Raw genomic sequence first — 26,776 nt, forward strand, 5'->3', positions numbered from 1 at the left:
TTTACAGTTGAATTAGAAAGGAAACGACATGGCTGACCAAGACCCAATGCAGCAGGCAAATGACATGAACGACCTCATCGCGCAGGCCGCGCAGGTGCAGGCGGACCTGCAGAAGGCGCAGGAAGAAATCCTCGCCACCAACGTCGAGGGCCAGGCAGGCAACGGCCTGGTTAAAGTGACCATGACCGGCGGCGCCGAGCTCGTGGACCTGCAGATCGATAAGTCCGTCGTGGACCCAGAGGACGTTGATACCCTGCAGGATCTGGTCATGGGCGCGTTCAAGGAGGCCCACGCTGCGGCCGGCCGCCTGGCACAGGAGAAGATTGGCCCGCTGTCCCAGGGCATGGGTGGCCAGGGCGGCCCGTCTTTTGAGGATGTCTTCGGCGGCAACCAGTAGCCCGCGCGATACGATAAAAGGCCGTTGCCCCGAGTTGGGGCCGCGGCCTTTTGCTGATTTTGGGAGTAATTGATGTTTGAAGGACCTCTGCAAGACCTCATCGACGAGTTTTCGCGCCTGCCGGGCATCGGCCCGAAGTCGGCGCAGCGCATCGCGTTTCACGTTTTGCACATGGAGCCTGAGGACATCGAGCGGCTGCAGAACGCATTGGGTGCGGTGCGCGATGGCGTGACTTTCTGCCGCATCTGCTGCAATATTTCCCGCGAGGATGTCTGCCGCATCTGCATTAACTCGCAGCGCGACGCCTCGACCATTTGCGTGGTGGAAGAGCCGAAGGATATCCAGGTCATCGAGCGCACCGGCGAGTATGAGGGCCGCTACCACGTCTTGGGTGGCGCGCTAGATCCACTGGCGAATGTGGGCCCGCGCGATTTGAATATTTCCACGCTGCTACAGCGCCTGGGTGGCGTGCTGCCGGATCGCGAGCTGGCGGATTCCACCCCTGAAGCCCCGCTTTACGACGCCACCCCCACCATCCACGAAGTCATCCTCGCCACCGACCCCAATACGGAGGGCGAGGCCACCGCCGCATACCTGGTGCGGTTGCTGCGCGACTTCCCTGATTTGAAGATCACCAGATTGGCCTCCGGCATGCCGCTCGGAGGCGATCTGGAGTTCGTGGACGAGCTCACCTTGTCCCGCGCGCTTTCTGGCCGCCTGACCATTTAGCGCGGGTGAGCGCGCGAGCGCGGACTAAGGCACGGCGGCCGTGGGCCCGGTTCGCCCGCGGCCGGTGAACACTGGCGGCCCGTGTGCTTTGCTTGCCGTCCCGTTATCTGCGCTGCTGTGTAAACCGCTGTGGCCGCTATGCATGCTGCTTGGCGAAGCGTTGTGCCGGCTGGCGGGCGGAAGCCAGGCGATTCGGCCGTTGACGCGGGCCATGCGTCCGCGGCCCGGCAGGCCGTTAATGGAGTTGTGATACGGGCAGAGCAGCGTCATGTTTTCAGGGTGGGTGAGGCCGCCGCGGGAGTATTCGAAGAGGTGGTGGGCTTGGCATTCGGAGGCGGGGCGTCGGCAAGCGGGCCAGGCGCAGCGGGCGCCTTCGGCCTCGAGCATGCGGCGCTGCTTCGCGGAGGCCTGCCGGGTGCGGTAGAGGTTGACGGGGCCGCGCTCGGGGTGGATGAGCGTGAAAAGGCCGGCGCCGGCTAGGGTGCGGCGGACGAGTTCGGCGCCGGTGATAGTCGCGCCGTTGGTCATGGCGAGGCGGATGTCGTCGCCGTCGCCGGCCAGGATTTTCAGGTAATCCGGCAGCTCGATGATGACATTGGTGGTCACGGTCGCGGGCGCGGCGGCGCGGGAACCGGTGAGCCAGGCCAGCGGGTCGGATTTGGCGGCGGCCCAGATATCGGCCATCTGCGCGGCGGGGCCGGTGAAACTCAGGGTGGTTTTCTCGCCGTGCATGATGCGGCGGCCGCCGTCTTCGCGCTCGGGCGGCGGGTTGATTTCGCGCAGCAGCCGAGTGGCCGCGCGCGAGACTTGCGCGGTGGTGCCGGCGGTGGCGCATAGCTTCTCGCGAAATTGCCAGCGTTTGGTGGGGTCAGAAATGCCGCGCGAGCGGCGGGCGATGAGCGCGAGGGTCTCCAGGCTGTGCTGGTTGCGGCGCGCGGCGGCCAGGGCGCGGGATTGGTAGCGCGAGTGGCTGGTGGGTGAGAGGAAGGCCGCGGCGGTGCGGCGCACGGTGCGCGCTTGGTCCGCGGGCAGGGGCAGGCTGGAGGCGGCGTGGGCCTCTTCGAGAAGGTCCACGCCGCGCTTTGCGATGTCGCCCAGCTGCTCCAATAGCGTCATGCCCCGCAGCCTATGGGTGGGGGCAAGCCGCTACAAGGGGAAGAGGCCGAGCCTGTGGATAACTTGGGGGTTGTGGGGCCGCCGGGCGAAGTTATCCACAGGTGTGGGCCTATCTTTGGGAGCGCGGGGGCTCGGAGGCGTTGAAACGTTCGACGCGCAGGCGGTCGACGGCCGGGATCTCAATCGGCTCGAGGTCCGCGAGGGCCACGCCCATGGCCTGGGCGAGGAGGAGATCCGCCAGCTGCGGGTTTCGGGCCAGCGCCGGGCCGTGCATATAGGTGGCGATGACGCTGTCTTGGACGGCGCCTTCGTAGGTGCGCTGGGCGGAGCCGTCGCTCAGATCGGCGGTGGCGGCCTGGTCGGCATTGCCATTGCCGCGGGTGAGCGTGCCGAGCGGCTGCGCGGAGGGGCCGAGGATGGTGGCGCCTAGGTGGTTTTCAAAACCGGTCAGCGGCTCGGTGAGGTCAGCGGTGACACCGGCGCGGGTGGGCTCGGAGGCTACCTCGCCGATGGCGCGGTCCTGCATGCCGGCCGTGGTGGCATCGAGCAGCCCGACGCCGTCGACGATGCGGCCGGAGGCGCGGAAGGATTCGCCCAGGACCTGCAGGCCGGCGCAAATGGCAAAAATCGGGCGGCCGGCGTTAGCGGCGCGGGTAAGGCCGCCATCGGAAATGAGGTGGTCCGCGGCCAGGATCTGCGCGGTATCTTCGCCGCCGCCGAGGGTGTAGATATCCAGTGTCTCGGGCACGGGTTCGTCCAAGCGGATGGGGTGAATCTCCGCCTCGAAGCCGCGCATGCGGGCGCGCTGGCGCAGGACGAGGGCGTTGCCGTCGTCGCCATAGGTGCCGAGGACGTCGGGAAGCACTAGGCCGATATTAAGCATTGGTGGCCTCCTTGGAAAGCGCCTTCTTCAAATCGCGGAAGGCGGTGTAGTTGGCGAGGACCTCGATGCGGCCCTCCGGGCAGGCGGCGAGCGCGTCCATCGGGTCCGGGATGAGCTCGTGGGAAATATCGGCGTAGACCAGGCGCACGGCCAGGTCGGTGCCGCGCTCGCCGGCGGCCTTGACGCTTAAGCCATTGAAGCCTTCGAATTTCACGTCCCACAGCCAGGACATGTCGATGCCATCGGCCACCTGGCCGTTGGTGGCGATGACCAGGCCATCGGCGCTGCGGTCCACCATGGACAGGGCTTCTTGCCAGCCGGCCGGGTTCTTGGCCAGCAGCAGGCGAATTTCGCGGCCCTTCCAGTGGATGGTGGAGTAGCGGCCGGCGACGTCGTCGATGCCCTCGGCGGCCGCAATGGCCTTATCGAGGTCCACACCGAAGCCCTGCACGGCCGCGGCGATGGCTTGGGCGGCGTTGCCCCGGTTCGCGCGGCCGGGCAGCGCCAGGTTCAGCGGGCGCTTGGCGGTCGGGGTGATGATGCCATGCTTATCGACGCCCCAGGTAGGCTGCGGCCGGCGGAACTCGCGGCCGTCGGCAAGCGGCTTAACGGCGTACCAGTCATCCTCGGTGCGCACGACGTGCCCGCCGGTGCGCGGGCAGGTGACGGAATCGCCGAGCCAGCCGGCGCCGGCCGAGACCCAAATGACATTCTTGGCGTCATAGGCCACGGAGGTCATGAGCACGTCGTCGCAATTGGCGATGACGAGCATGTCCGGGTGAGCCTCCACGGCGCCGCGCAGGGCGCGCTCAATCTTGTTGATTTCGCCCACGCGGTCCAGCTGGTCGCGGGTGAGGTTGAGCAGAACCAGCGCCTGCGGGTTGAGGTTATCGGCCACGTGGGGCACGTGGAGCTCGTCTACCTCGAGGACTAGGTGCGAGGCGTCTTTGCCGGCCATGAGCGCGGAGATGATGCCGGCGTCCATGTTGTCGCCGCCGTCGTTGGTGGCTACGGTGTGCTCGGCGCGGACCGCGGCGGCCAACATGCGGGTGGTGGTGGACTTGCCGTTGGTGCCGGTAACTAGCACGGCCGGGCGCCCACCGCCCAGGTTGGTCATGATGGAAGGGTCAATGGCATTGGCGATTAGACCACCGATCATTCCGCCGGCGCCACGGCCGGTGGCGCGGGAAGCGGTGGTGGCCAGCTTCGCGGCGGTAGTGGCGGTGGTGGTGCGCAACTTCTTCAGCGCACCCGGGACTCTAAAACTCATGTCCCCTAGGGTAGTCGGGCGGGCGGCTTAGTCGTTCTTTTTCGCCGCCGAGCCGCCAGAATTTCGTCGGCCTCTGCCGCGACCACCGCGGCCGCCGCGGCGCCGGCGCCGCTTGTTGTTCTTCCCGCCGCCCTTTTTGTTGTGCTGCGGCGAGCGTTGGGCGCGCGGCGCAGGCTTAGCGGATTCGGGTTCGGGCTCGGCGTCTTCGATGCGCGTGAGGGCGTCAAGAAACGCGGCGTCCGACATAAGCGGGATGCCCTTGCGATGGGCATGCATGGGCTTTCCCACCAGATCCGTGGTGACATTGCAGACCACCAGCGAGGACTCACGGGTAAGCTTTTCCGAATAATTGAGCTCCTCGCGCATGAGCGCGGCGATGATGGTGTCCGGGTCCTCGAGGATTTCCGGTGCGACGACGATTTCCATGCCGCGGCGCAGCTCCTTGCCCGGCTCGTACTTGCCGGGGTTGTGGTGCTGGACGGGGGCCTCGGCGGCGTCGACACGCACGTGGGAGCGTTGCAGGCCGAAGCGATCGGCGCGCACGTCCTCCGGTGCATAGCTGCGCACCGTGCCGCCTTCTTGCTTGCGGTAGAGCGCGATGAGCAGCTCGGTGTCCTCGCGCGAAGTCTCCGGCTCGGGGCGGGCGGCGCGCTCCACCGAAGCCTGCGGCGTGGCGTCTAGGCCGCTCTGCTTGGCGACGCCCCCCAGCCGCACATCATTTGCCCGCACCTGCTGCGCATAGGAGGTGGCCAAGGTATCGATAATGCGAACCGGCGTGGGGACGTGCCCGACCTTTTGGCGGCGCCGGCGGCCCTTATTGCGGCCGCGGTTGCGCGCACGGTTTTGGCGCGCGGCGGCCATCATGGCGCGGCGGGCCTCGGCGACGAGAAAGCCCCAGGTATAGGGGAGATCGTGGACGATGAGCGTGCGGCCGTCGATAAGCTTGTCCAGCGATTTAAGGATCTTGCCAAAAGCCGGTGCCTGCTCAATATCGGTGGTGCTCAGCCCGTGGAGGTGGCGCGGCCCGGCGTCGATATCGGGCTTGAGGACGGCGTGGAAGAGCTGGCCTTGTTCGCCGGCGTCGTTGAAAGCAACGGCGTCGATAGTCACGATGCGCCCGGTGCTGGGATGGATGCCGGTGGTCTGTAGGGTCAGCGCCACGTAGGGGTAGTCGGCCGCATCGGTGGATGAGTCGGCCTGCTGCGGCTGCTGCGGCTTCTTGTTAGCCGCTTCCGGCGTGGCAGGCCGCTCGTGACGGGCAGGTGGGTGCGGCTTCGGCTTCGGTTTTGGCTTGGGTTTTGCGGCGTCTGGTTCACCGGACGGCCGCACCGCGCGGCGCGGCCTAGCGCGTCGCTGTTCTGCGCCCGGTTTGGGCGCTGTGGACCTGGCCGCGTGGCGCGAAGCCACGGTCGCGGGCGACGGCGCTGGGGCCGGCGCCGGCGTGTGCTGCGGGGAGGGGCCAGGTGTGTTGTTCATTAAACTCAGTGTAGTATCCTGCATTTCGCGCAGGGGGACAGGGCGCGCTGCTTATTTTTCCAAGTCGATGACAATGACCTTCGGCGGGGTCGTTGGCTCCTCGGACTCCTCAGGGCGCCCCGGTGCTTCCGGCTCTGCGGGCTCTGCTGGCTCTGCCGGTTTCTCCGGTTCTTCCGGCTCTTCCGGCTCGGACGGTACCAGCGGCACCTCCGGTTCGAGCTCTACAGTGATCTCTGGTTCGGGGGTGGGGTCGATTTCTGAGCCAGGGATCGTCGTCGTAGGAGCAGTAGTCTCCGGCTCTGGCGTCGGCTCGAGCTCGGAACCTGCGATAGTGGTGCTTGGCGCGGTGGTAACCGGCACCGGCTTAGGCTCAGGCTCGGACTCCGAGGTCAGCAACGGAGACGTCGTGGTAGGTGCGGTCGACTCCGAGGGCTTTGAATCCGAGGACGCAGGCTCTGAAGATTCGGGCTCGGGCTGTGCCGAAGTGGACGTAGAGGACGCAGAGGTAGAGGTAGACGTAGACGAGTCTGCAGCCTGGGTCGGCTCAGACGTTGGCTCGCTCGTGGCAGAACTGGTGGCGGAGCTGGAAGGCTCTGCGGTCTGCTTTTCCGTCGAGGCTGCGGTGGTAGTTTCAGCTGTCGTTTTCTTGGAAGTTGTCTTTTCCGAGGTAGACGTGCTTGAGGTCGGCAGATCGGACGGTTCGGCAGGCGAGGATGCCTTAGAGGACGGCTCTGCAGATGTCGTGCTCTTCGTGGACTCGGTGGTCTGGGAAGGCTCTGCGGTCTGCTTTTCCGTCGAGGCTGCGGTGGTGGTTTCAGCCGTCGTTTTCTCGGAAGTTGTCTTTTCCGAGGTAGACGTGCTTGAGGTCGGCAGATCGGACGGTTCGGCAGGCGAGGATGCCTTAGAGGACGGCTCTGCAGATGTCGTGCTCTTCGTGGACTCCGTGGTCTGGGAAGGCTCTGCAGACTGGGAGGACGAGGAAGTTGCGGTCGGCGCCTTGGCCGCTACCTGGGGTGCGGGTTCAGAGCTGGAGGATGGCGTCGAGGCAGACGTGGTTTGAGGCGTTGCCGGTACCGGTGCCGGGGCTGAGGTTCGGGCTGAGTCGACGTTGTCGGCTGCGGCACTGGCGGCAGCAGCGGCGGCGGAGGCGGCGCGAGAAATCGCGTGGGAATTGTCGCCGTGGTGGCTGTCGCGGGGTTCGCTGTGGTGGCCACGTCGGTTGTCGGAGGCAGGGGCGTGGGTCTGGGCACGGTCAGCGTGAGGAGAGTGCGTCGCGCTGGTCTTTTTCGTGGTCTGCGAAGGGGAGGTGTGGTGGTGCGGTGCTGGAGAAGAGGGGGCGTCGGCAAGCGGGGGCTGAGCCGAGGTACCGCTGGTGGGGCCGGCGTCGTGGATGCGCGGCGTGGCGGGGTGCGCGGGGCGCTTGGGACCATTGCCGTCGAAGTGGGAAGAATCGAGGGAGGAATGGTTGTCTTCCGGAGCGGGCGCGGTGGAATGCGCGTTGGTGTCCGAAAGGGCTTCGTCGTCGCTCAGCAGGTTGGTGGCCACGGTGGCACCGCCACCAACGAGCACGGCGACGCCGGCTGCGGCCAGCAGGTTCGAGGTCACGGCACCGGATGCGCCGGCGGCAGAGGCGACGCTGAAACCGCCGGTTGCGGAGGTGCCGGCGGTAGAGGCACCGGCAGCGGGGCCGCCGGGCACAGTGGATGCGGCCTGAGCGCGGGCTGCGGTAGCGGCGGACATGACGGCGGTGCCACCGGCGACGACACCCAAAATTAGGCCGGCGTGGTGCCTATTGGCGGCGTTGTGTGCGTAGACGGTGGCGCGGGGCGGTCATCGGCGTTGTAGTGGAAGTAACCGTGGGCAATGGCGAGGCGGCCGGTCTTGGTGCAGTCGAGCACGGCAGGGGCGATCTCGCGGGCGGCCTCCCGGGGAAGGGAGCCCAAGAAGGTGCTATTGATATAGACGTCGACGGTATTGCGGCGCAGGAAACCGCGGGTGCGCAAAGAAACGAGGTAGTGCTCGTCGGTTTGCGGAAAGGCGGTGACGGCCTTGGAAAAATCCGTCATCGTGGCGGTGGTCTCGCCGGGCAGCATGGTCCAGCGCTGCGCCGGCGGGTTATTGGCGGGAATGCACAGGTGCGGCGCCGGCAGCAGCAGGTTGAGCGTGGGCCATTCTTCCCCAGCGGCATCCGTCATGCTCACATGGGCGGTGGCGCGCGGGTGCAGGCCGGCGCTGAGAATCCAGTCAAAGAGGGCATAGGCCTGGGAATCGGCGGCGCTGAGGTGGCCCACAAGGGAGTCACCGATCCGAACCGCGAAGCCTTCCTCGGCGGTGCGGGGGCCGAGCTCCGCGGAAAGGTAACCGTTTTCCGCGGCGGTGGACTCGAGCAAGTCGCTGAAAATCTCCGGCGACACATCCGCAATAGGCAGCTTATGGATCACGCCAAAACCGTGGTCAGGGACCACGTAGGTGGCGGAATCCAGCGAAGTCATTGGGGCCTTTCCATGCAAAACAATAGTTAATTTGCATTCTAAGCGTCTCTAGGGGCGATTTCCAATTTCCCAACCCGACGAGAAAGGGGTGTTATCCTGCCGAAAAGTTTCTAGAGAATAAAAATAAGTACGGCGATAAGCGCTGCAATTACCAGTAGGGCAATGAGGGTGGGCCACCACTGCCGGCGGCGCGGTGCGGCGTCATTGACGTTCACGGCGCGGAAGCTCGTGGTTTCGAAGGTTTCGGTGGCGGCGGGGGAGGTAGGGGTGGCGTCGGCAAGCGAGGCTTCCTTTGAATCCGGCAGCGGCGCACCCGCATAGATGCTGAGCACGCGGCCGGTGCTGCGCGGCGCATGGTAGGCATGGGCCAGGGTTGTGCCCTGCTTGGCGACGTCCACCCCATCCAGCCGCCCCACCCACTGCGGGCCCAAATAAGCATCGGCGCCGGATCCGGTGGTGCTGGGCGAAAGCGTCACCAACACGTGCATGCGCGCGTGGGCGGGAATATCCAAATCCGCGGGCAGGTCGGTGATATTGATGGGCGGGGCATAGCCCAGCATCGTCCACGGTCCGGCCGGCGGGTTATTGGCCGGCAGGCAGAGGCCCGGCCGGGGCAATAGCAAGGACAGGGATCCATCGGGCTGCCGCGCGGCCGTGGCTGCAGGGGTGAGCCCGGCGCGAAAGAGCAGATCTATCTCGGGGTACTCGGCGCGGTCTGCGCTGGTGATGTGCCCGATGGGGGAGTCGGTGCGCACCTCCAGACCACCGTCCTGGCGGGGTGCCAAGGTGACGGTGAACTCCTGGTTTTCCTTCGTCTGCGCACCATAGACGGGCAGGGCCTGCACGGCGCCCAGGCCGCGGTGCGGAATGAGGTAGGTAGAAGAAGGCATACCCACCCTTCTACCACGCCGAGGTCCGGCACTGGTGTGCAGTGCCGGCGAGCAGGCTTAGGCCAAGGCGCGATTGACGGCGGAGTTAATCGCGTTAATGGAAGCCCGCGTGGTGGATCCGGCGATGCCGGCACCCCACACCTTGCTCTGGTTGACGTCGGCAGCGATATAGCAGGCGGCCTCGGCGTCGTCGCCAGCGGAGCGGGACTGCTGGGAGTATTCCATGACCTCGAAGTCGATACCCAGGGATTCCAGCGCGTTGGCATACGCCGCGATGGGGCCATTGCCGGTGCCGGAGACGGTGGACTTTTCTCCTCGGAAGGCCACCGTGGCGGTCACGGCGACGTCACCGTCGGTGGTCGGGGAGTTGTCCATGTGGAAGGCCTCCACGGCCAGCGGGGTCTCGCGGTCCAGGAATTCGGTGGCGAAGATATCCCACATATTCTTGGAATTGACCTCGCCGCCCTCGGAGTCAGTGATTTCCTGCACCACGGTGGAAAACTCCGCTTGCATGGCGCGCGGCATATTGATGCCGTGGTCGGTCTTCATGATGTAGGCAACGCCGCCCTTGCCGGACTGGGAGTTGACGCGGATGACCGCCTGGTAGTCGCGGCCCACGTCCTTCGGATCGATGGGCAGGTAGGGAACCTCCCAGATGGCCTCGCGCAGTTCTTCCCACGAGACCTCGGTATTGTTCGCGCCGGGGCGGATGGTGGCCGCCAGCGCATCCAAGCCCTTGTTGATGGCGTCCTGGTGGGAACCGGAAAAGGCGGTAAAGACCAACTCGCCGCCATAGGGGTGGCGCTCCGGCACGCGCAGCTGGTTGCAGTATTCGACGGTCTCGCGGATCTGCAGCAGATCGGAGAAGTCAATCTGTGGGTCCACGCCCTGGGTGAGCATGTTCAGGCCCAGGGTGATGAGATCGACGTTGCCGGTGCGCTCGCCGTTGCCAAACAGGCAGCCCTCGATGCGGTCCGCGCCGGCCATGAAGCCCAGCTCGGCAGCGGCGATTCCCTCGCCGCGGTCATTGTGCGGGTGCAGCGAGAGCAAGATGTCCTCGCGGCGGGCCAGGTTGCGGTGCATCCACTCGATGGAATCGGCGTAGACATTGGGTGAAATCATCTCCACGGTGGAGGGCAGGTTGATGATCATCGGATTATCCGGGGAGGGGTCCATGATCTCTACTACCTCATCGCAAACCTCGCGGGCGAAGTCCAGCTCGGTGCCGGTAAAAGATTCGGGGGAGTACTCCCAGCGCCACGTGGTGTCTGGGTAGTCCGCGGCGATGGATTTGATGAGTGCGGCGGCGTCGGTAGCCAGCTTCTTGATGGCGGGCTTGTCCTTGCGGAAGACCACTCGGCGCTGCAGCTTCGAGGTGGAGTTATAAAAGTGCACGATGACGTTCTTGGCGCCCTCGCAGGCCTCAAAGGTGCGGCGGATCAGGTGCTCGCGGGCCTGGACTAGGACCTGGATGGTGACGTCATCGGGAATCCTATTGCCCTCGATGATTTCGCGGACGAAGCTGAAATCCGTTTGGGAGGCGGACGGGAAGCCGACCTCGATTTCCTTGTAGCCCATCTTGACCAGCAGGTCGAACATGCGGTGCTTGCGCTCTGGGCTCATGGGATCAATGAGCGCTTGGTTGCCATCGCGCAGATCCACCGCGCACCACTGTGGGGCGTGCGTGATTTTCTTGCTGGGCCACGTGCGGTCCGGCAGGTCGATGTCTTCCGCCTCGACGGCGAAGGGCTGGTAGCGCTCGTGGGGCATGGCGGAGCCGCGCTGCTTATTCCACGCGGGCTGTCCCTCGCGGCGTGGGCCGTTGGGGGTGGTGATATCGCGAGGGGCGCTGATAAAAGAGTCAGTGGGGGACATGGTGCGGTTTCCTTGTCTGTGGTGTCTATGGGGAGACGGCCAGCTGGGCTTGGGCAGCCGGACTCCGCGACGGGGCGCTGGCCAGTGCTTAGGCCGAAATCCCGCCGCGGCAGATAAGGAGTAGGTCAATCCGCTGTGTCATATCGGTCACACTACAGGCTCTCTCACTATGTGACAAGAGATTTCATTCAATGAGACACGGCGGCGGTACGGTACTATGCCTTTCGTGTCTACAGCCCGCCATGCCGCACCCACCTCACCGTCCTTACTGCGCTCCTTGTGGGCGCCTGCCGCGCTCGTTGCGCTCATCGGCGCCGCACTGCGCGTGGGCGTGCTCGCGGCCGTGGCCGCCGTGCAGGACGATAAGCTCTGGGGCCTGCTTAATAAGTGGGACGCCAAGCACTACGTAGAAATCGCCCGCGGCGGGTACTTCGGCGCGGATATCTCAACGGATGGGCCGGTCCATGAGACGACCATGGCCTTCTTCCCGGGCTTTCCCTTCCTGGTGCGTGCGGTGAGCGGCATCCTGGGAACCGGCGAGGCCGGCACTGCCATCGCGCTCAACGTGCTCTTTAGCATCGCGCTGGCCGCCGGGGTGATGACCCTGGCCGCGCAGATGGGCATGGGGAAGTGGGCCCAGGTACTCAGCGCCGTAGTGGTAACTAGCGCGCCGATGTCCATCGTGTTTTCTATGCCGTATACCGAGGCGCTTTTCGGGGCACTGGCTATCTGGGCGGTGGTGGCGCTGGTGGGCGAGCGCTGGTGGGCCGCCGCGGCGTATATCTTTGTGGCCGGGCTCGTGCGCCTTACCGCGGTGGACCTCGTTGCGGTCTTTGGGCTTATGGTGCTGCTGCGGGCCCGAAAGGACTGGCGAGCCTGGGCCGCGGTGGCGTTTTCGGTCGTGCCGCTGGTGGGCTATTTGTGGTGGTCGAGCAGCCACTTGAAAGATGTCGGCGGCTACTTTGGCATTCAGAAGGAACATTGGAATTCCGGCTTCGATGGCGGCAAAGCCACGGCCATTTGGCTGTGGGAGACACTCACCGGGGCCACCAATGGCGGCTACCTGCTCAGCGCCGGCGTAATGATCGCTGCTCCGGTATGCCTGGTGCTAGCGTGGCGCCGCCTGCCGCTGGCGGCCTGGCTATTTTCCGCCGTTCTCATGGCCAACGTGTTGCTTTCTGATGGCATCATGCACTCGCGGCCCCGGCTGCTCCTGCCGGCGGTGATCGTGTTGTTGCCGTGGGTGAAAAAGGGGGCGTCGGCAAGCGTGGCGGTTATTGCCTGGGCCCTGTTTGGCGCGTGGTTTTCGGCCTATATGCTCGGCGTATTTGAGTGGGCCATTTAGCCGCGCTGGCTCACCGGGCTGCGGGAGAGCACGATGGTGGACAGCACCATGACGGTCAGGGCGATGAGCATAATTGCCCAACCGACGGCCGTATCGATGAGGAATTTCTCTCCCAGAACCATGTATCCCAAGCCGAAGGCCACGATGGGTTCAAAGATGGTCATGGCCGGCAGGGAATGGGCCAGGGGGCCGGCGTTGAAGGAATATTGCTGGACCACCGTGCCGGTGAGCGCGAGGCCGATGAGGCCGTAGAACTGCCAGCTGGCTAATAGTGTGGTGAGGCCTTCGTGGGTGAAAATATCCACCACAGCCTTCGAGAGCAGGGCGACGAAGCCATAGATAACGCCGCAGGCCGTGCCCAATGCTAAGGGGCGCTGATCTGGTAGCTTTGCGGCCGAAGCGCCGAGGATTGCGAGGGTGGCCAACCCCACAAGGAGCGCCGGCCACCAGTCGCTCCATTCGGGGCGGGGATTGCCGGCAACCGGCCGGCCGTAGATGACCATGATGCCCACCGCGATGGTCAGCGCAATGGACCAGAAAACTTCGTGGAAGGGCATCTTGCGGCCGGAGTACCACGCCGATAGCGGCAGGGTAAACATCAAGGACAGCACCAAGATGGGCTGGACCACCAGCAAGGTACCGAAGCCGAGCGCGATAACCTGCAGGCCGTAGGCGCCAATTGCGGCCGCGGTGCCCACCCACCACAAGGGGTTAGACATGGCGGCGCGCATGACCGAATCATCGGCGTCGAGGGCGATGCGGTGGCGGATGACCGTGCCCCAAGCAACCGTCAGCGCGGATGCGAGCGCGAAAAAGATGGCGAGGAGGTTGCTTAACACCCGCTCAACGGTAGTAAAGATTCCTGTTATATGCATATTCTCCGCTGCGGGGCGCGCGTTTTCCTCTATGGGGGCGGCCGGCGCATGGCGCGCTTTATGCTCGGGGCGTGTGAATAAAAAGCAAGCATTGTCTAGGAATTATGATGAGGACTAGACCCCTGCGGGGTAGCATGGGTATTTGACTAGTGACCGACAGGTATTTCTGGCGGTGTGCAGACGCGCGCCAGGGGTGCCTTGAAAGACGAAAGGCGGCATCCTTACCGTGGCCCTGATCGTGCAAAAATATGGCGGTTCATCCCTCGAATCCGCAGACCGCATTCGCGCCGTTGCGGAGCGCATCGTGGCCACCAAGAAGCAGGGCAACGACGTCGTCGTGGTGTGCTCCGCCATGGGCGATACCACCGATGAGCTGCTCGACCTTGCCGCCCAGGTCAACCCCGTGCCACCACGGCGCGAAATGGACATGCTGCTGACCGCGGGCGAGCGCATCTCCAATGCGCTGGTGGCCATGGCCGTGGAATCCTTGGGTGCCCATGCCCAGTCTTTTACCGGCTCCCAGGCCGGCGTGCTTACCACCGAGCGCCACGGCAATGCCCGCATCGTGGATGTCACTCCGGGCCGCCTGACTGAAGCGCTGGATGAGGGCAAGATCTGCATCGTCGCCGGATTCCAGGGAGTTAATAAGGAATCGCGCGATGTCACCACGCTGGGCCGCGGCGGTTCCGATACCACCGCGGTGGCGCTAGCGGCCGCGCTGAATGCGGACGTGTGCGAGATTTACTCCGATGTCGATGGCGTGTATACCGCAGACCCGCGCATCGTCCCGGACGCGCAGAAGCTAGACAAGCTCTCCTTTGAGGAGATGCTGGAGATGGCCGCGGTAGGTTCCAAGATTTTGGTTCTGCGCAGCGTGGAGTACGCCCGCGCGTTCAATGTACCGTTGCGAGTTCGCTCGTCTTATTCAAATGACCCCGGCACCCTAGTGACCGGATCGATGGAGGATATTCCTGTGGAAGAAGCAGTACTCACTGGTGTAGCAACCGATAAGTCCGAGGCAAAGGTCACTGTCCTGGGCATCCCGGACCGCCCGGGGGAGGCCGCGAAGGTCTTCCGCGTCATTGCCGATGCAGAGATCAATATCGACATGGTCTTGCAAAACGTCTCCTCCCTGGAGGATGGCACCACCGATATCACCTTCACCTGCCCGCGTGCCGACGGCCCACGCGCCATGGAGCTGTTGACCGAGCTGAAGTCCGAGGGCGGCTGGGCCAATGTGCTTTACGACGACCAGGTGGGCAAGGTCTCCCTCGTTGGCGCCGGCATGAAGTCCCACCCAGGCGTGACCGCCGAGTTCACCGAGGCCCTGCGCGACGTCGACGTCAATATGGAGCTCATCTCCACCTCCGAAATCCGCATCTCCGTGCTCACCCGCGAGGCTGACCTAGACAAGGCCGCTCGTGCGCTGCACGATAAGTTCCAGCTCGGTGGCGAAGAAGAAGCCACGGTTTATGCTGGAACCGGACGTTAAATACCCAAAAAGCAACTACAGAGGATTTTTAAGTCATGACCACTGTTGCAGTCGTAGGCGCTACCGGCCAGGTCGGCCGCGTTATGCGCTCCATCTTGGAAGAACGCAATTTCCCGGCGGATAAGGTGCGCTTTTTCGCCTCGTCTCGCTCCGCGGGCACCGAGCTGGAATTTCGCGGCGAGCAGATTACCGTAGAAGACCTCGCTGAGGTCACCGAGCAATCCGTTGCCGACGTCGATATTGCCTTGTTCTCCGCCGGCGGCTCCACCTCTAAGCAGTGGGCCCCGGTATTCGCCGCGGCCGGCGCGACCGTGGTGGATAATTCCTCGGCTTATCGCAAGGACCCAGAGGTTCCCCTCATCGTTTCCGAGGTCAACCCCGAGGCAGCCAAGAACACCCCGAAGGGCATCATCGCAAACCCGAACTGCACCACCATGGCGGCCATGCCGGTGCTGAAGGTCCTCCACGATGCCGCTGGCCTGAATAAGCTCCACGTGTCCTCCTACCAGGCGGTGTCCGGCTCCGGTCTGGCTGGCGTGCAGGCGCTGGCCGCACAGGTCTATTCCGTTGGCGAGCACAATGTGGGCTTGGTTCACGATGGTTCCGCGCTTAATGACGAAGACTTTGGCCCGTACGTGGCACCTATCGCCTATAACGCCCTGCCGATGGCCGGCAACCTCGTCGATGACGGCTCCCTGGAAACCGATGAGGAACAAAAGCTGCGCAACGAATCCCGCAAGATCCTGGATATTCCGGAGCTGAAGGTAGCGGGCACCTGCGTGCGCATCCCGGTCTTCACCGGCCACACCCTGACCATTCACGCCGAGTTCGATAAGCCCATCACCCCAGAGCAGGCCACCGAGCTTTTGGGTGGCGCTCCGGGCGTTACGCTTGCCGACGTCCCCACTCCGCTCGCCGCCACCGGCATCGACGAGTCCTTGGTCGGCCGCATCCGCCAGGACCAAACGGTGGACGATAACAAGGGCCTGGTACTCGTCGTGGCCGGCGATAACCTGCGCAAGGGCGCTGCTCTCAACACCATCCAGATTGCAGAGCTGCTCGTTTAAACAAGCGCCGCTTCGCCACCTGTTGCACTACAAAGCTCGGCGCCCTCCTTTCCCCATAGCAAGGGAAGGAGGGCGCCGAGCTTTTGGTTTATTAGCCGTGGACGAGGGAGCTAGTCCTCAGAAACCGGCTTGGCGGTGCCAGTGCCGGAGTCGGCACCAGTACCCTTCTTGCCAAAGTCGAGGTCGCTAGTGGACGACGGAACCTCCGGCTTGGTGTGCTGCACGTAGGTCACGGACGGCTCCGGATCTTCGCGGTCGTACTCAATATCCTCATCATTTTCGAGCTCCTCGTGGATCTCTTCTGCGATATTGGTGACAAACTCGGTGGTTTCCATATTGGATGCTGCAGCCAGCTTGCGCAGCTCGCGCTCGTTCTTCTTGGTAAAGCGCTTGCGCGGGTCCAGGCGGCGGGACACCAGCTCGTGTGCGCGCATGCGGCGGTCGGACTCATCTGAGAGCTTGCTGCCGTTCTTGATGCGGTTGAAGACCATCACCACGATCATCAGCAGTCCGAGGTAGCCCAGGATCGGGTAGACGTTGCTGACCAAGGCCTGGAAGCCCACGAAGGACAAGATGAAGCCGATGATGCAGGCGCCGGCATAAACCGGGTAGAAGCGCTTGGGGTTATTGCGGGTCAAGCGCTTGCCCAGCGCGTAGAACATGCCGATGGCGGTATTAAAGACCATGCCATAAATGACAAAGGTCATCAGTACGCCGAGTACCGGGTGGATGCTGGTAATCAGGCTTAGCACCGGCATATCCTGGCCGTTGACGGTCTCGGCCTCGAAGAAGAGCGCAAAGACCAGCAGGGCCAACAGGATTAGGTAGAGCAGGCCGCCAATGAGGCCACCGATGCCGACTGCACGGTTATCCAGGAAGTTACCGCCAATAACGATGGACATGGATACTGCCGTCATCACGTTCAGGCCGGTGTAGTTCAGTGCGGCTAGCCACCAGTTAGGCAGCGAGGTATCAACATTGTTGACCGTCCAGTCATTCATGGCAGAGAAATCAACGTCTGCAGTCAAGATGGTATAGCCGGTGGCAATCACCACAAAGATGATGATGAATGGGGTGATGGTACCGATGACCGCGGTTACGCGGTCGACATCCATCAGGCCGACGAGCAGCACCAAAATCAGCATGGCGGTGGCGCCCACCCACACGGGGATGGACGGGAACTGCTGGTTGATATTCGCACCACCGCCGGCAAACATGACGAAGCCGATGGCGAACAAGGTCACCAGGGTGGACCAGTCCAAAATCTTGGCGGTAAATGGCGATGCGACCTTGTCGTAGACAGCGGTGTGCTCCTCGGCTTGGAAATACGAGCCGAGCTGCAGGATGGAGATGCCGGTGATCATCATCAAACCAGCGGCTAGGGCGATACCCCACAGGCCCCAGTTACCAAAGGCCACAAAGTACTGCATGGCCTCCTGGCCGGAGGCGAAGCCTGCGCCCACGACGACGCCGATAAACGCCATGGAAATTCCGATTGCGCGTTTTAACATGAAAGGGAGAAACTCTCTTACTCACACGCGCCGGGCCCGCCATTGGTATCGCGCGGGCCCGGATCGACGGTCGATTTATCACGTGTGTTCACATCTAATAAACCACACATCGGACAGGTATTTCGGGCAAGAATCGCCACAACTGTGGTCTCGTTCACCCCGGCCGTAGTACGCAAAGTGCAGCTAAGTGCCAAATTTTGGGACCCGTGGGGCGAAAGGTAACCGTTGCCACAACATCCAGGAGTCCAATTGTTTCATGCCGATTTAGAGCACTACTTAGCCATTGTTGAGCGGGTTTATGTTGCGGTGCAGCGGAGTGGAAGGCATAAACGAGAATGTTGACATCAGGAATGATCATCGAGTACCGCCCACACAGCTTCTTTGTTGCTGAGATCAACTAGAGCCGGTCCGCCGCAATCGAAGGAGGGCAGGTTAACGGGGGTGTCTTCGGTACTGATGCGGGCTTCCTTCTTGAGGGCAGCGCGGACCGCCTCTTCGACGTATGAGCTCAAAGTGACATTGTTGGCTTTGGCTTGGACCTTCGTTTCTTCAAGGAGTTTCGGCGGGAGGTTTATCGTCGTGCGCATACCTTTAGGGTAGAAAGCATCAAGTCATCATTCAAGAGGTGCAATGATGTATCTGCCTTCAGGAAGCCGTGAAAGGTTGACTGGTGTCTTAATTCAGTGCGAGCGTCAGGATCAGTACTCCGATGGAGAATGCGAGCATGCCTAAGCAGTTGATCCAGAATGCGCTACCGAGGAAGTGGGCGCGGACATGGGCTGCTGCGGCCGCGCAGAAATAGGCGATGACTCCAATCATGGCTGTGATTCCTACGCCGGGGAACCAGAGGCCGGCAATGAGTCCTACGGCGGCGAGGCACTTGATGACAATGAGCGCCCACCACCAGTCCTTGGGGAGTTTGACGCCGCTGAGGCAGGCTTCGATGAAGGGGACTGGTTTGAGGGAGAGGGCGGCGTCGCCAAGCAGAATGGCTGCTAGTAGAAGGGAGGGCCAGGCTGGGGAAGATTCTAGGATCATTGGGTTACTCCGAATGCGGTGTTGAGGCGTTCGATCGATGAGGCGGCTTGGGATGTGAGGTGCTCGGTGTCGTAGATTCCGGCGGCCCAGCCGATGAGTAAGCCGAGGTAGACGTTGTACAGCAGGTCGGCGTACTCGGCCGCATCGGCGCTGCTGAGCCTGGTGCCGAGTCGCAGGGTGATTTCATCGGTCAGGAGCGTTTTGAGTGCGGTGAGCGCTTCGCCTTGATTGCCTTGTTGGATGAGTGCTGCGCCAAAGGCGCGGGAGAGCTCTTCGTGGCCGGTAAACATCTGGAGGAAAGGTCTCAGGACATCGAGAAGGCTATCGGATTGTCCCCGGATGTCATCGTGGAGTTCTGAAATGTGTTGGCCAATGGTGCGGATGAGCAGCGTTTGTTTGTCGCCGACTCCCATGACGGTTCCCACGCTAACGCCAGCTTCGGATGCGATAGTCCGGATGCTGGTGGTGGCGTAGCCCTGAGTGAGGAAGAGTTCGTAGGCGGTGGCTAGGACCTTGCTGACGGTGCCAGCTTTGGCGGCCGAGCGCGATGAGTGAACGTGTTCAGTGAACATGTTCAAAAGGGTAGCTCTTGATGGTTTCGAGGTCAATGACGCCGAAGTGTTGACAGTTGGCGCTAGGCCAGCGTGGGGAAGACGCGGTCGCGCAGCAGGTGTGCAAGCTCGCGGTCGGGGGCTGCTGGGTTGACCCAGGCGGTGTCGCCGATTTCGGCGGCGGCATGGGGTTCGTCGGCGGTGACGGTGCGGGTGTAGGTGAAGATGGTGCCGACGACGACCTCGCCCGGTTCGTTGGCGGCGGGAGCGTCGAAGGTGCCGAGTTTGTTGAGGCTCTCGGCGTCGAGGGTGAGGCCTACTTCTTCGGCAACTTCGCGCAGGGCGGCGTCGACAAGCGCCTCGCCCGCCTCGGGCTTGCCGCCGGGCAGTTGGTACTTGGTGGAGGACTTCTTGCGCACGGTAAGCACGTGGCCTTGTGGGTTGCGGATGACGACGGCTGCTACTTCAATCATGGCTGCTGATTGTAGGCGGCCTAGAGCAGCGGCAGGAGCACGAGGGCGAGATTGAGTGCGATGACCAGCGCGGCAAGCGTCCAGCCCACGGCCATAGACCAGGGTTTCGCGGCGAACTCACCCATGACGTCCCGGGAGCCGGCATAGCGGAAAAGCGGGATGATGGCGAAGGGGATGCCCAGGGAAAGAAGTGCCTGGCTGACCACCAGTGCCATAGTGGGGTCGACCCCGCAGCCGATGATGACCAGCGCCGGGATGAGCGTGACCAGGCGGCGGACTAGTAGGGGGACCTTGATGTGAAGCAGGCCGTCCATGATTTCGGAGCCGGCGTAGGCGCCCACTGACGTCGAGGCGAGGCCGCTGGCCAGCAGGCCGATGGCGAAGAGAACGCCGGCCAGCGGGCCGAGGTGGCTGGCAATCGCCGTGTGGGCCCCGGAGATGGTCTCTGTGCCGTCCACGCCGTAGAGGGCCGAGCCCGCCAGGACCAGCAGGCCCACGTTGACGAGCCCGGCGATGGACAGCGCCACGGCGATGTCCGCGCGGGTGCCGGCCAGCACGTGGGGGATTTCCAGGTCGGGGTAGCGCTGCTTGGTCAGGGAGGAGTGTAGGTAAATGGCGTGCGGCATGACGGTGGCGCCCAACATGGAGGCGGCCAGCAGGATGCTGTCCTTGCCCTCTAGGCGGGGGATGAGGCCGCCGGCCACGTCGGCGGGGTCGGGCGGGGCGATGGCGAGGCCGGCAAGGAAGCCGATGCAGATGACCAGGAGCAGGCCGATGACAAGCCCCTCGAACCACTGGTTCTTCTTCTGGAAGATGAGGAGAATGATGGAGACCGCGCCGATGATGAGCGCGCCCGCGAACAGGGGGAGGTTGAAGAGGAGTTGCAGGGCAATGGCGCCGCCGATGACTTCGGCGAGGTCGGTGGCCGCGGCGATGAGCTCGGCCTGGGCCCACATGCCTAGGCGCGCGCGGCGGGAGAGACGCTCGCCCATGATTTCCGGCAGGGAGCGGTGGGTGACTAGGCCCAGTTTGGCGGAGTGGTACTGGATGAACATGGCCATGAGGTTGGCCACGACGAGTACCCACACCAGGAGGTAGCCGTAGTGGGAGCCGGCGCTGATGTTGGCGGCTACGTTGCCGGGGTCGACGTAAGCCACTGCAGCAACGAAGGCGGGGCCGGTGAGGCTGATTAAGGTCTTACGCATAGGCATCTCCATACCAAAAGTTCAACTACTTGAAGTCTAGTTTTCATCGCCATATGTTCAAGCCAGAGCGTAACAATTTGGGAGTGAAATTAACTCCGCAATCGCAGGGGGCTAATTGGGGGTATTATCCTGTCCCCGCGATGAGATCTTTGCGGGCGCGCGCCACACGGGAGCGGATGGTGCCCACGCGCACGCCGGCAATCTTGGCCGCCTCCTCATAGGTATAGCCCAGTACCTGGGTAAGAATGAGGGCTTCGCGGCGGTCGGCAGGGAGGGCGTCGATAAGCGTACGGGCGTCGATCCACTCGCTCCACGCCGCGGATTCTTCCGGCGCCGCGCCCATCGCGTCTTCGTACTCCGTGGCAGACTTTCGCGGCCGGGCCATATCGTGGCGAATATTATCCACCCACACGCGCCGGGCCAGGGAGAGTAGCCACGTGCGCGCGGAGGAACGGGCGGCGAAACGCGGCAGGGCGCTGATGACACGCAGATAGGTCTCCTGGGTGAGATCGTCAGCACCCTCGGGCCCGCCCAGGTGCGCCAGCAAGCGCCACACATCATCCTGGGTGGCCTTGATAAACTCCGTCAGCGCCGCGCGGTCGCCGCGACCGGCCCGAAGGGCGAGGTCGGTGACGCGGGCGTCGTCTGCTGCGGAGTGGTGAGTCACCTGAATGAATCTACCAGCACCCCTTACTCTCTTTGGCGAGCCCTGACAACCGTGCAAAGTTTTGCCACACTGGAGTCAACTGACCCCGAATTGCCAGGAGGCATAAATGACTGATTTCACCGCTGATGACATCCTGAACAAGGGCCAGCGCCCCGCTGGCAAGGGAAATACCACCCGCCCCTCGGGCCAGCCGGTGCCGTCCGAGAACACCTCGGTGACCGCCGGCCAGCAGGGCCCGGTGGCGCTCAATGATATCCACCTCATTGAAAAGCTCGCGCACTTCAACCGCGAGCGCGTGCCGGAGCGCACGCCGCACGCTAAGGGCCACGGCGCCTTTGGCGAGCTGCACATCACGGAAGATGTGTCTGCCTACACCAAGGCCAAGGTCTTCCAGAAGGGCACCGTCACCCCGATGATGGGCCGTTTTTCCACTGTGGCCGGCGAGCAGGGCTCCCCGGATACCTGGCGCGATGTGCACGGCTTTGCCCTGCGTTTCTACACTGAGGAGGGCAACCTCGACATCGTGGGCAATAACACCCCGGTCTTCTTCGTTCGCGATGGTCAAAAGTTCCCAGACTTCATCCACTCCCAGAAGCGCTTGGGTACCAATGGCCTGCGCGATGCCGATATGCAGTGGGATTTCTGGACCCGCAACCCGGAGTCTGCACACCAGGTCACCTATCTGATGGGTGACCGCGGCACCCCGAAGTCCACCCGCCACCAGAATGGCTACGGCTCCCATACCTTCCAGTGGGTCAATGAAGAAGGCGAGGCTTTCTGGGTCAAGTATCACTTCAAGTCCCGCCAGGGCGTGGAGAACTTCACCGATGAGGAGGCCACTACCACCGCCGGCCAGAACCCGGATTGCCACCGCGAGGATCTCTACAACGCCATCGAAGAGGGCAACTACCCGATCTGGGACGTCAAGGTGCAGATCATGCCGCTGGATGAGGCGGAGAATTACCGCTTCAACCCCTTCGACCTGACCAAGGTCTGGTCCAAGAAGGACTACCCGCTGCACGATGTGGGCTACTTTGTGCTCAACCGCAACCCGCGCAACTTCTTTGCCCAGATTGAGCAGGTGGCGCTCGATCCTTCCAATATTGTGCCGGGCGTTGGCCTATCCCCAGACAAGATGCTGCAGGCTCGCGCCTTTGCTTATGCTGACCAGCAGCGTTACCGCATCGGCGCGAATTACAAGCAGCTGCCGGTTAACCAGCCGCAGAACGTGGACGAAGTCAATACCTACGAGCACGAGGGCAGCATGCAGTTCCTCTTCAATGCTCCGGAGGATCCGGTCTACTCGCCCAACCGCCATGAGAAGGGTACGGGCGTGCTTGACGACGCCGCTGTAAACGACCGCTCCCAGCTCGAGACCACCACCGCGGCGGAGCTCTACATCAATCCGGAGTCCCACGGCAGCGACTTGGTGCGTGCACCGTATGTTAGCCACGCCGAGGACGATGACTTTGTGCAGGCGCGCGACCTGTACGAGAACGTCTATGACGATGCCGCCAAGGAGCGCCTGGTCACCAATATCACCAACGCGATGGCTGGTGTATCCGAGGAGACCGAGCAGCGCGTCTACGAATACTGGACCAACGTGCACCCAGCCCTTGGCCAGCGCGTGCGCGAGGTCTACGCCGAGAAGAAGTAATCTTTTCCCGGCAGCGCTTGTGCGCTAACGGCGCCGCCCCCGTACCAAGTTGCATTACTGCTCGGTACGGGGGCGGTTTCTTGCTGTGCGGCTAGTCGCAGCGGCGCATCTTTTCCGTAACAAAGGCGGGAGCGCCCTCGGCGGCCCACTTATCCACGTCGTAGCACGGGGCGGCCATTCCGGAGGTTGCCTCGCCAATGGATTCAATGGCTACCCACTGGCCGCCCTCGTAGCGCGCCCAAGCAGTCCAGTCTGTGCTGTCTTTGCCAAAGTGGGCCCACTGGCCATCGCAGTTATTGACTCGGATGTTGGTCATGGTGGGAGCTGCGGGTTGCAGCGCTTCTGGGGAGCAATCGCCGCGGCCGGTATCGGCGGGTACGGCGGCCGGGGCTTCGCTTTCTGCGTTGCCGGATTCCGCGGTGTCCTCAGCGGGAGCTGCCTCCGCAGAAGTGGGCTCGGCCGCCGCGGTCTCGGTGGCGGTGTCTGCGGCTTCCGAGGTAGCGGGCTCGCTCGTGGTTTCTTCGGACGAGGTCTCTTCGGCCGAGGAGCTAGCGGCGGTGGCGTCGGAGAACTCCGGTTCTGCGGAAGTATCGGCATCGTTGGAGCAGGCAACAAGGCTGAAACACAGCGGTGCGATGACCGCAGCGGCGAGGTAGCGGGAAGGGGCTAGGGAATAATTGTGGGACATGCCATATATCGTAGAGGAACAGCCATTGCGGGGGTGCTCGGCGCGCCTGCAACAGGGGAGTGACCTGCAAGGATAGGTTCAGTATCATGACCTCACGCCTTGCCTCTCCAGACGCTGCGTCCCCCTCCCGGTGGCGCAGTGTCCTCTTGATCCTCCTGCTCGCCCTGCCGCTCATTATCGGCGCTGCTGTGGCGGGCCTTGCGCAGTGGGAACCCGCCCACACCTGGTCAAGCGCCGCGCAGCCATTTGGAGCGCCGCGGGAAAATTCCGCCTCGCCAGAGGTGAAGGAAGCCGCCGAGGCGGCCAGCCGCGCGCAGGCGCAGGCGAGCATGCTTAAATCGGGTGCCACGCAGCTTGACGACGGCACGGGAGAGCTGAATAAGGGGGCGGATGAGCTCGGAGGGGGCGTCGACAAGCTGGCGACGGGCTCCCAAGAACTGGTAGCCGGCCTCAATCAGCTGCAGTCCGGAACTAATACACTCGGTGGCGGTGCAACGGAGCTGGCCAATGGTGTCGGCGGTGCCGTGGACCAGGTGGTGGGCCTCGGTGCCGTCCAAGGGCAGATTCTGCAGGCCATCGACGGCACGATGCGCGACCTGGAAGGAAATAAGTCCAAGGAAGCGAAGGAAATTCGCTCGCAGCTGGGCGATCTCCGTGCGCAGGTGAATAATTTCCGCCTGGATAATTCGGTGACCGATCAGCTCAAGAAGCTCAAGGACGGCTCGCGCGATCTATCCAATCAACTGGCGGTCAACGGCTATGCCTATCACGATGGCGTGAACCAGGCCGTATCCGGTGCGCAGGAGCTCAACGAGGGAATTGCGGAGCTGAACAAGCGCGTTGGTGAGGCGCAGGAGGGCGTGGACAAGCTTGACGACGGCGCCGGCAAGCTCTCCACCATGGCGGCCCAAAACCAGACCAATGTGGGTGAAATTCAGCGTGCCCTGCCGCCGGTGCATACCGCGACCGACGGCCCGGCACATCTGCTCAGCCCTATTGTGGCGATGCTGGTCTCTGCTTTGGTCCTGCTCGCAGGCGCCGCGTCCGGTGTGGCCTGGCAGGTGGGGTTCCGCCCATGGTTGACGGTCTTCGGCGGCACGCTGGCCGCGGTTGCCATCGGGGAAATCCTCCTCTTTGTGCTTGCCACCGGATTTACCCCTGTGGCGGCGGTGTGGGCCGGCGCGGCGCTCCTTCTAGGCGCGCTGTCCATGGCGGCCATCACCCGCGGCCTACTCGGGCTATGCGGTATTACTGCCGGCAGCATCCTCGCGGCGCTGTTTGGCATCGGCCAGACCGCGCTGGTGGGATGGCTGTGGAAATCCGCGGCAATTGCCGGTGTTTCTAAGGTTTGGCAGATTGTTTCTAATCTTTTGCCGTTGAATTGGACTACCGCGGCCGTCACAACGGCGGGCAACGAAGGCGAGCCGGCCATCCTGTGGACCGGCGTTGCGATATTGCTCGCCATCACTCTCATTGGGCTGAGTGCAAAGTGGTGGGCTCCATCCACAGGAAAATTCAAACCTACGGTTCATTAGGTCTGAAAAAGCACACCTAAGAAAAAGAAATATTGGTGGAAACTGGGAATCTTGATTCGCGCTACCGTTTGCATTGTGCGAGTGCTACAGTTGGTCTTGCTCACAAAGCCTACTTAGGGGGTAGGCGAACGGTTTCTCCAATCCGTTGTGAGTGATAGGGAATAGGGACGACGCGGCGCTGTAGGGGCACCGCGTCGTTTCCCATATGTGGGTAGGAGTAAAGTAGCGGGAAGTGTGTCTGGTTTCAGGAAAAGTACTGATAGACCTATATAAATCGAACTTGAATAAGGTTTCGTAAATCGTTCAGGGTTTATTTTCGCTCAAGACCCTGTGAATCGTTTTGGGTGTAGTACCGCTTGTTTTACAACCCTGTGTTGATGGGTTGGGCGAGGCGGTACTCGGTTTCTATTTCCTGTGGGGGTGGTTTAGTCCAAGACTGCGTGGATATGCTTTGTATTGCATCAATGCACCCACCGCAAGGCAGCAAGTTCGGCTTCTCCCACTGAAGTCCACGGGCCTTGGGCGTGAATAAGTTCAGCTTTGTAGTGGTCCTTGACTATCTCAGCTAAAGTGCTGTCATCAGAATCGTCGACCGTTTCTACACGCGGCTGGACTCCGAATTCAGCCAGAGCCGTGGAATACTTCAGTGACACGTACTGGCTGTCTCGATCGCTGTGGTGGATCAGCTGATTTTCACGGATTCGCCCCGCAGTGGTTAATACATGCTCTAACGCTTCCACGGGCGGCGCATCGGTGCGGCATCGTAGAGCGTGTGGTAACACCGACGATTTTCCGACTGAAGACATCCCACAACAAACGTTGTGTAGGCGAATCCCGAAAGGGGGGCGAACGAAGTTGTCGGCAACCGAAAGCCTGCCTGGTGCTTGTATACGGAAGTTTCGCTGTATTACGTCTGGGCGATGATCCCGTGTCTTCAGGTTAATAATTCTCACTGGGGTACGCCCACGTTTGCGGCCGGAAACACCTGCTAGCTTCATGAGACGTGCGGGCTTGTCGCAGCCAATATGAAAGCCTTCACGGTTGACCACGTGCTACATTCCACGCATGTACACGGTGAATTTCTGGGATGAGGAGGCTATTGATTAAAGCTCTCGCACTGGGCACGCGAGCGGTGGCCTTTCGGCTGCTGCGTGAAGTGATGAAATCACGATCTGCCTGTTCATGAATTGACAGATGGTCTCGACCCTAAACTGATTTTGTACGCGTCGATGTAAGAGCTCATTTGGTCGTGAGTCGGTTGAGATTCGCTGCTATAAGCCGAAGAAGTCTCAAGAATACCGTTTGCTCGTTTCAGCTCGCGGTTTTCGGCGCAGGCACTTGAGTTCTTTTCCATTGCTATGCCGCCTGACGCGTCAGCATTATCTCGCACTGACTCGCTGTCGCGGTACCAAGCCCGCAACGTGTGGGGAGATACCTCAAGGAGTTCGTCGACCCCTATATAAGTGCGTTGCAGTGAGCAGGACTCCTAGCGGACCATTTCGATGGTCTAATGGACCGCCTTCTCCTTGAGCTCGATGGAATAC

At 62.7% G+C, this 26,776-nt stretch carries 24 protein-coding genes and 1 pseudogene; 7 read left to right on the forward strand and 18 right to left on the reverse strand.

Features of this window, described 5'->3' with window-relative positions; genetic code table 11:
• Positions 1–28 precede the first annotated feature (28 nt).
• Together RAE09_RS03150 and recR are read left to right on the forward strand one after the other, a co-directional pair.
• A complete protein-coding gene (locus RAE09_RS03150; protein WP_005327377.1) occupies positions 29–397 on the forward strand; it encodes a YbaB/EbfC family nucleoid-associated protein in 369 nt (122 codons plus the stop codon).
• Between the two features lie 72 nt (positions 398–469).
• A complete protein-coding gene (gene recR / locus RAE09_RS03155; RefSeq protein ID WP_005323161.1) occupies positions 470–1,126 on the forward strand; it encodes a recombination mediator RecR in 657 nt (218 codons plus the stop codon).
• 24 nt (positions 1,127–1,150) lie between these two features.
• Here the strand turns inward: recR and RAE09_RS03160 are convergent, their stop codons facing one another.
• The 8 genes from RAE09_RS03160 to leuA all read right to left on the reverse strand — a co-directional run bounded on the left by RAE09_RS03160 (position 1,151) and on the right by leuA (position 11,128).
• Positions 1,151–2,242, reverse strand: coding sequence for an HNH endonuclease signature motif containing protein (locus tag RAE09_RS03160; protein ID WP_316980918.1), 1,092 nt, complete (start codon positions 2,240–2,242; stop codon positions 1,151–1,153).
• A gap of 109 nt (positions 2,243–2,351) precedes the next feature.
• A complete protein-coding gene (locus RAE09_RS03165; protein ID WP_316980919.1) occupies positions 2,352–3,125 on the reverse strand; it encodes a type 1 glutamine amidotransferase in 774 nt (257 codons plus the stop codon).
• A complete protein-coding gene (locus RAE09_RS03170) occupies positions 3,118–4,395 on the reverse strand; it encodes a Mur ligase family protein (protein WP_005323158.1) in 1,278 nt (425 codons plus the stop codon). Before RAE09_RS03170 ends, RAE09_RS03165 begins: the two co-directional genes overlap by 8 nt.
• 27 nt (positions 4,396–4,422) lie before the next feature.
• Complete coding sequence (locus RAE09_RS03175; RefSeq protein WP_394371986.1) at positions 4,423–5,724, reverse strand: DNA polymerase III subunit epsilon; 1,302 nt, start codon at positions 5,722–5,724, stop codon at positions 4,423–4,425.
• Positions 5,725–5,922: 198 nt separating this feature from the next.
• On the reverse strand, positions 5,923–7,611 hold the full coding sequence (locus RAE09_RS03180; protein WP_316980921.1) for a hypothetical protein: 1,689 nt from the start codon (positions 7,609–7,611) through the stop codon (positions 5,923–5,925).
• A 32-nt stretch (positions 7,612–7,643) separates the two neighbouring features.
• Positions 7,644–8,363, reverse strand: a complete 720-nt coding sequence (locus RAE09_RS03185; RefSeq protein WP_316980922.1) for a hypothetical protein — start codon at positions 8,361–8,363, stop codon at positions 7,644–7,646.
• Positions 8,364–8,473: 110 nt separating this feature from the next.
• Positions 8,474–9,253 carry a hypothetical protein gene (locus RAE09_RS03190; protein WP_316980923.1) on the reverse strand — a complete coding sequence of 260 codons (780 nt, stop codon included), beginning with the start codon at positions 9,251–9,253 and terminating at the stop codon, positions 8,474–8,476.
• A gap of 57 nt (positions 9,254–9,310) precedes the next feature.
• Positions 9,311–11,128, reverse strand: coding sequence for a 2-isopropylmalate synthase (gene leuA / locus RAE09_RS03195; protein WP_316980924.1), 1,818 nt, complete (start codon positions 11,126–11,128; stop codon positions 9,311–9,313).
• 217 nt (positions 11,129–11,345) lie between these two features.
• On the opposite strand from leuA, the gene RAE09_RS03200 reads away from it, so the two are divergent.
• Entirely contained in the window at positions 11,346–12,473 is a 1,128-nt protein-coding gene (locus RAE09_RS03200) for a mannosyltransferase family protein (protein ID WP_316980925.1), read from the forward strand.
• Here the strand turns inward: RAE09_RS03200 and RAE09_RS03205 are convergent.
• Positions 12,470–13,348: a DMT family transporter gene (locus tag RAE09_RS03205; protein ID WP_316980926.1), complete on the reverse strand. Its 879-nt coding sequence runs from the start codon at positions 13,346–13,348 to the stop codon at positions 12,470–12,472. The genes RAE09_RS03200 and RAE09_RS03205 overlap by 4 nt on opposite strands.
• A gap of 226 nt (positions 13,349–13,574) precedes the next feature.
• Here RAE09_RS03205 and RAE09_RS03210 point away from each other — a divergent pair, with 226 nt between their 5' ends.
• Together RAE09_RS03210 and RAE09_RS03215 are read left to right on the forward strand one after the other, a co-directional pair.
• Positions 13,575–14,840 (forward strand): aspartate kinase, encoded by a 1,266-nt coding sequence (locus tag RAE09_RS03210; RefSeq protein WP_316980927.1) that lies wholly within the window; start codon positions 13,575–13,577, stop codon positions 14,838–14,840.
• A 35-nt stretch (positions 14,841–14,875) separates the two neighbouring features.
• Positions 14,876–15,907, forward strand: coding sequence for an aspartate-semialdehyde dehydrogenase (locus RAE09_RS03215; protein ID WP_284769173.1), 1,032 nt, complete (start codon positions 14,876–14,878; stop codon positions 15,905–15,907).
• Positions 15,908–16,017: 110 nt separating this feature from the next.
• Here RAE09_RS03215 and RAE09_RS03220 read toward each other — a convergent pair whose 3' ends face one another.
• The 7 genes from RAE09_RS03220 to RAE09_RS03250 all read right to left on the reverse strand — a co-directional run bounded on the left by RAE09_RS03220 (position 16,018) and on the right by RAE09_RS03250 (position 21,352).
• Positions 16,018–17,418, reverse strand: coding sequence for a YkvI family membrane protein (locus RAE09_RS03220; RefSeq protein ID WP_316980928.1), 1,401 nt, complete (start codon positions 17,416–17,418; stop codon positions 16,018–16,020).
• Positions 17,419–17,762: 344 nt separating this feature from the next.
• Positions 17,763–18,005, reverse strand: coding sequence for a ribbon-helix-helix domain-containing protein (locus RAE09_RS03225; protein WP_005292604.1), 243 nt, complete (start codon positions 18,003–18,005; stop codon positions 17,763–17,765).
• An 88-nt stretch (positions 18,006–18,093) separates the two neighbouring features.
• Complete coding sequence (locus RAE09_RS03230; RefSeq protein ID WP_005292602.1) at positions 18,094–18,456, reverse strand: DoxX family protein; 363 nt, start codon at positions 18,454–18,456, stop codon at positions 18,094–18,096.
• Positions 18,453–19,028: a TetR/AcrR family transcriptional regulator gene (locus tag RAE09_RS03235; RefSeq protein WP_005292598.1), complete on the reverse strand. Its 576-nt coding sequence runs from the start codon at positions 19,026–19,028 to the stop codon at positions 18,453–18,455. Before RAE09_RS03235 ends, RAE09_RS03230 begins: the two co-directional genes overlap by 4 nt.
• A 62-nt stretch (positions 19,029–19,090) precedes the next feature.
• Complete coding sequence (locus RAE09_RS03240) at positions 19,091–19,480, reverse strand: NUDIX hydrolase (RefSeq protein ID WP_005292595.1); 390 nt, start codon at positions 19,478–19,480, stop codon at positions 19,091–19,093.
• 20 nt (positions 19,481–19,500) lie between these two features.
• The gene (locus RAE09_RS03245; RefSeq protein ID WP_011272788.1) at positions 19,501–20,685 is read right to left on the reverse strand and encodes an Nramp family divalent metal transporter; all 1,185 of its coding nucleotides are present in this window, start codon (positions 20,683–20,685) and stop codon (positions 19,501–19,503) included.
• 124 nt (positions 20,686–20,809) lie between these two features.
• Positions 20,810–21,352, reverse strand: coding sequence for an RNA polymerase sigma factor (locus RAE09_RS03250; protein WP_005323148.1), 543 nt, complete (start codon positions 21,350–21,352; stop codon positions 20,810–20,812).
• A 106-nt stretch (positions 21,353–21,458) separates the two neighbouring features.
• Between RAE09_RS03250 and RAE09_RS03255 the strand changes: the two genes are divergently transcribed.
• The gene (locus RAE09_RS03255; RefSeq protein WP_316980929.1) at positions 21,459–23,009 is read left to right on the forward strand and encodes a catalase; all 1,551 of its coding nucleotides are present in this window, start codon (positions 21,459–21,461) and stop codon (positions 23,007–23,009) included.
• A 91-nt stretch (positions 23,010–23,100) separates the two neighbouring features.
• Here RAE09_RS03255 and RAE09_RS03260 read toward each other — a convergent pair whose 3' ends face one another.
• Positions 23,101–23,697 carry a hypothetical protein gene (locus RAE09_RS03260; RefSeq protein ID WP_316980930.1) on the reverse strand — a complete coding sequence of 199 codons (597 nt, stop codon included), beginning with the start codon at positions 23,695–23,697 and terminating at the stop codon, positions 23,101–23,103.
• A gap of 86 nt (positions 23,698–23,783) precedes the next feature.
• On the opposite strand from RAE09_RS03260, the gene RAE09_RS03265 reads away from it, so the two are divergent.
• Positions 23,784–25,232, forward strand: a complete 1,449-nt coding sequence (locus RAE09_RS03265; RefSeq protein WP_316980931.1) for a hypothetical protein — start codon at positions 23,784–23,786, stop codon at positions 25,230–25,232.
• A gap of 361 nt (positions 25,233–25,593) precedes the next feature.
• Here the strand turns inward: RAE09_RS03265 and RAE09_RS03270 are convergent.
• Positions 25,594–26,730: pseudogene (locus tag RAE09_RS03270) on the reverse strand (IS3 family transposase).
• Positions 26,731–26,776: the final 46 nt, after the last annotated feature.

This window comes from Corynebacterium tuberculostearicum, assembly GCF_032821615.1.
Taxonomy (GTDB): domain Bacteria; phylum Actinomycetota; class Actinomycetes; order Mycobacteriales; family Mycobacteriaceae; genus Corynebacterium; species Corynebacterium tuberculostearicum_H.

What these genes read in the sequence shown, in the direction of transcription:
- RAE09_RS03205 (WP_316980926.1), bottom strand. Translation starts at nt 13,348, where the DNA reads ATGCATATAACAGGAATCTTTACTACCGTTGAGCGGGTGTTAAGCAAC.
- RAE09_RS03235 (WP_005292598.1), bottom strand. Translation starts at nt 19,028, where the DNA reads ATGTTCACTGAACACGTTCACTCATCGCGCTCGGCCGCCAAAGCTGGC.
- RAE09_RS03245 (WP_011272788.1), bottom strand. Translation starts at nt 20,685, where the DNA reads ATGCGTAAGACCTTAATCAGCCTCACCGGCCCCGCCTTCGTTGCTGCA.
- RAE09_RS03255 (WP_316980929.1), top strand. Translation starts at nt 21,459, where the DNA reads ATGACTGATTTCACCGCTGATGACATCCTGAACAAGGGCCAGCGCCCC.
- RAE09_RS03150 (WP_005327377.1), top strand. Translation starts at nt 29, where the DNA reads ATGGCTGACCAAGACCCAATGCAGCAGGCAAATGACATGAACGACCTC.
- RAE09_RS03260 (WP_316980930.1), bottom strand. Translation starts at nt 23,697, where the DNA reads ATGTCCCACAATTATTCCCTAGCCCCTTCCCGCTACCTCGCCGCTGCG.
- RAE09_RS03200 (WP_316980925.1), top strand. Translation starts at nt 11,346, where the DNA reads ATGCCTTTCGTGTCTACAGCCCGCCATGCCGCACCCACCTCACCGTCC.
- recR (WP_005323161.1), top strand. Translation starts at nt 470, where the DNA reads ATGTTTGAAGGACCTCTGCAAGACCTCATCGACGAGTTTTCGCGCCTG.
- leuA (WP_316980924.1), bottom strand. Translation starts at nt 11,128, where the DNA reads ATGTCCCCCACTGACTCTTTTATCAGCGCCCCTCGCGATATCACCACC.
- RAE09_RS03160 (WP_316980918.1), bottom strand. Translation starts at nt 2,242, where the DNA reads ATGACGCTATTGGAGCAGCTGGGCGACATCGCAAAGCGCGGCGTGGAC.
- RAE09_RS03190 (WP_316980923.1), bottom strand. Translation starts at nt 9,253, where the DNA reads ATGCCTTCTTCTACCTACCTCATTCCGCACCGCGGCCTGGGCGCCGTG.
- RAE09_RS03265 (WP_316980931.1), top strand. Translation starts at nt 23,784, where the DNA reads ATGACCTCACGCCTTGCCTCTCCAGACGCTGCGTCCCCCTCCCGGTGG.
- RAE09_RS03220 (WP_316980928.1), bottom strand. Translation starts at nt 17,418, where the DNA reads ATGTTAAAACGCGCAATCGGAATTTCCATGGCGTTTATCGGCGTCGTC.
- RAE09_RS03240 (WP_005292595.1), bottom strand. Translation starts at nt 19,480, where the DNA reads ATGATTGAAGTAGCAGCCGTCGTCATCCGCAACCCACAAGGCCACGTG.
- RAE09_RS03185 (WP_316980922.1), bottom strand. Translation starts at nt 8,363, where the DNA reads ATGACTTCGCTGGATTCCGCCACCTACGTGGTCCCTGACCACGGTTTT.
- RAE09_RS03170 (WP_005323158.1), bottom strand. Translation starts at nt 4,395, where the DNA reads ATGAGTTTTAGAGTCCCGGGTGCGCTGAAGAAGTTGCGCACCACCACC.
- RAE09_RS03225 (WP_005292604.1), bottom strand. Translation starts at nt 18,005, where the DNA reads ATGCGCACGACGATAAACCTCCCGCCGAAACTCCTTGAAGAAACGAAG.
- RAE09_RS03180 (WP_316980921.1), bottom strand. Translation starts at nt 7,611, where the DNA reads ATGTCCGCCGCTACCGCAGCCCGCGCTCAGGCCGCATCCACTGTGCCC.
- RAE09_RS03165 (WP_316980919.1), bottom strand. Translation starts at nt 3,125, where the DNA reads ATGCTTAATATCGGCCTAGTGCTTCCCGACGTCCTCGGCACCTATGGC.
- RAE09_RS03215 (WP_284769173.1), top strand. Translation starts at nt 14,876, where the DNA reads ATGACCACTGTTGCAGTCGTAGGCGCTACCGGCCAGGTCGGCCGCGTT.
- RAE09_RS03230 (WP_005292602.1), bottom strand. Translation starts at nt 18,456, where the DNA reads ATGATCCTAGAATCTTCCCCAGCCTGGCCCTCCCTTCTACTAGCAGCC.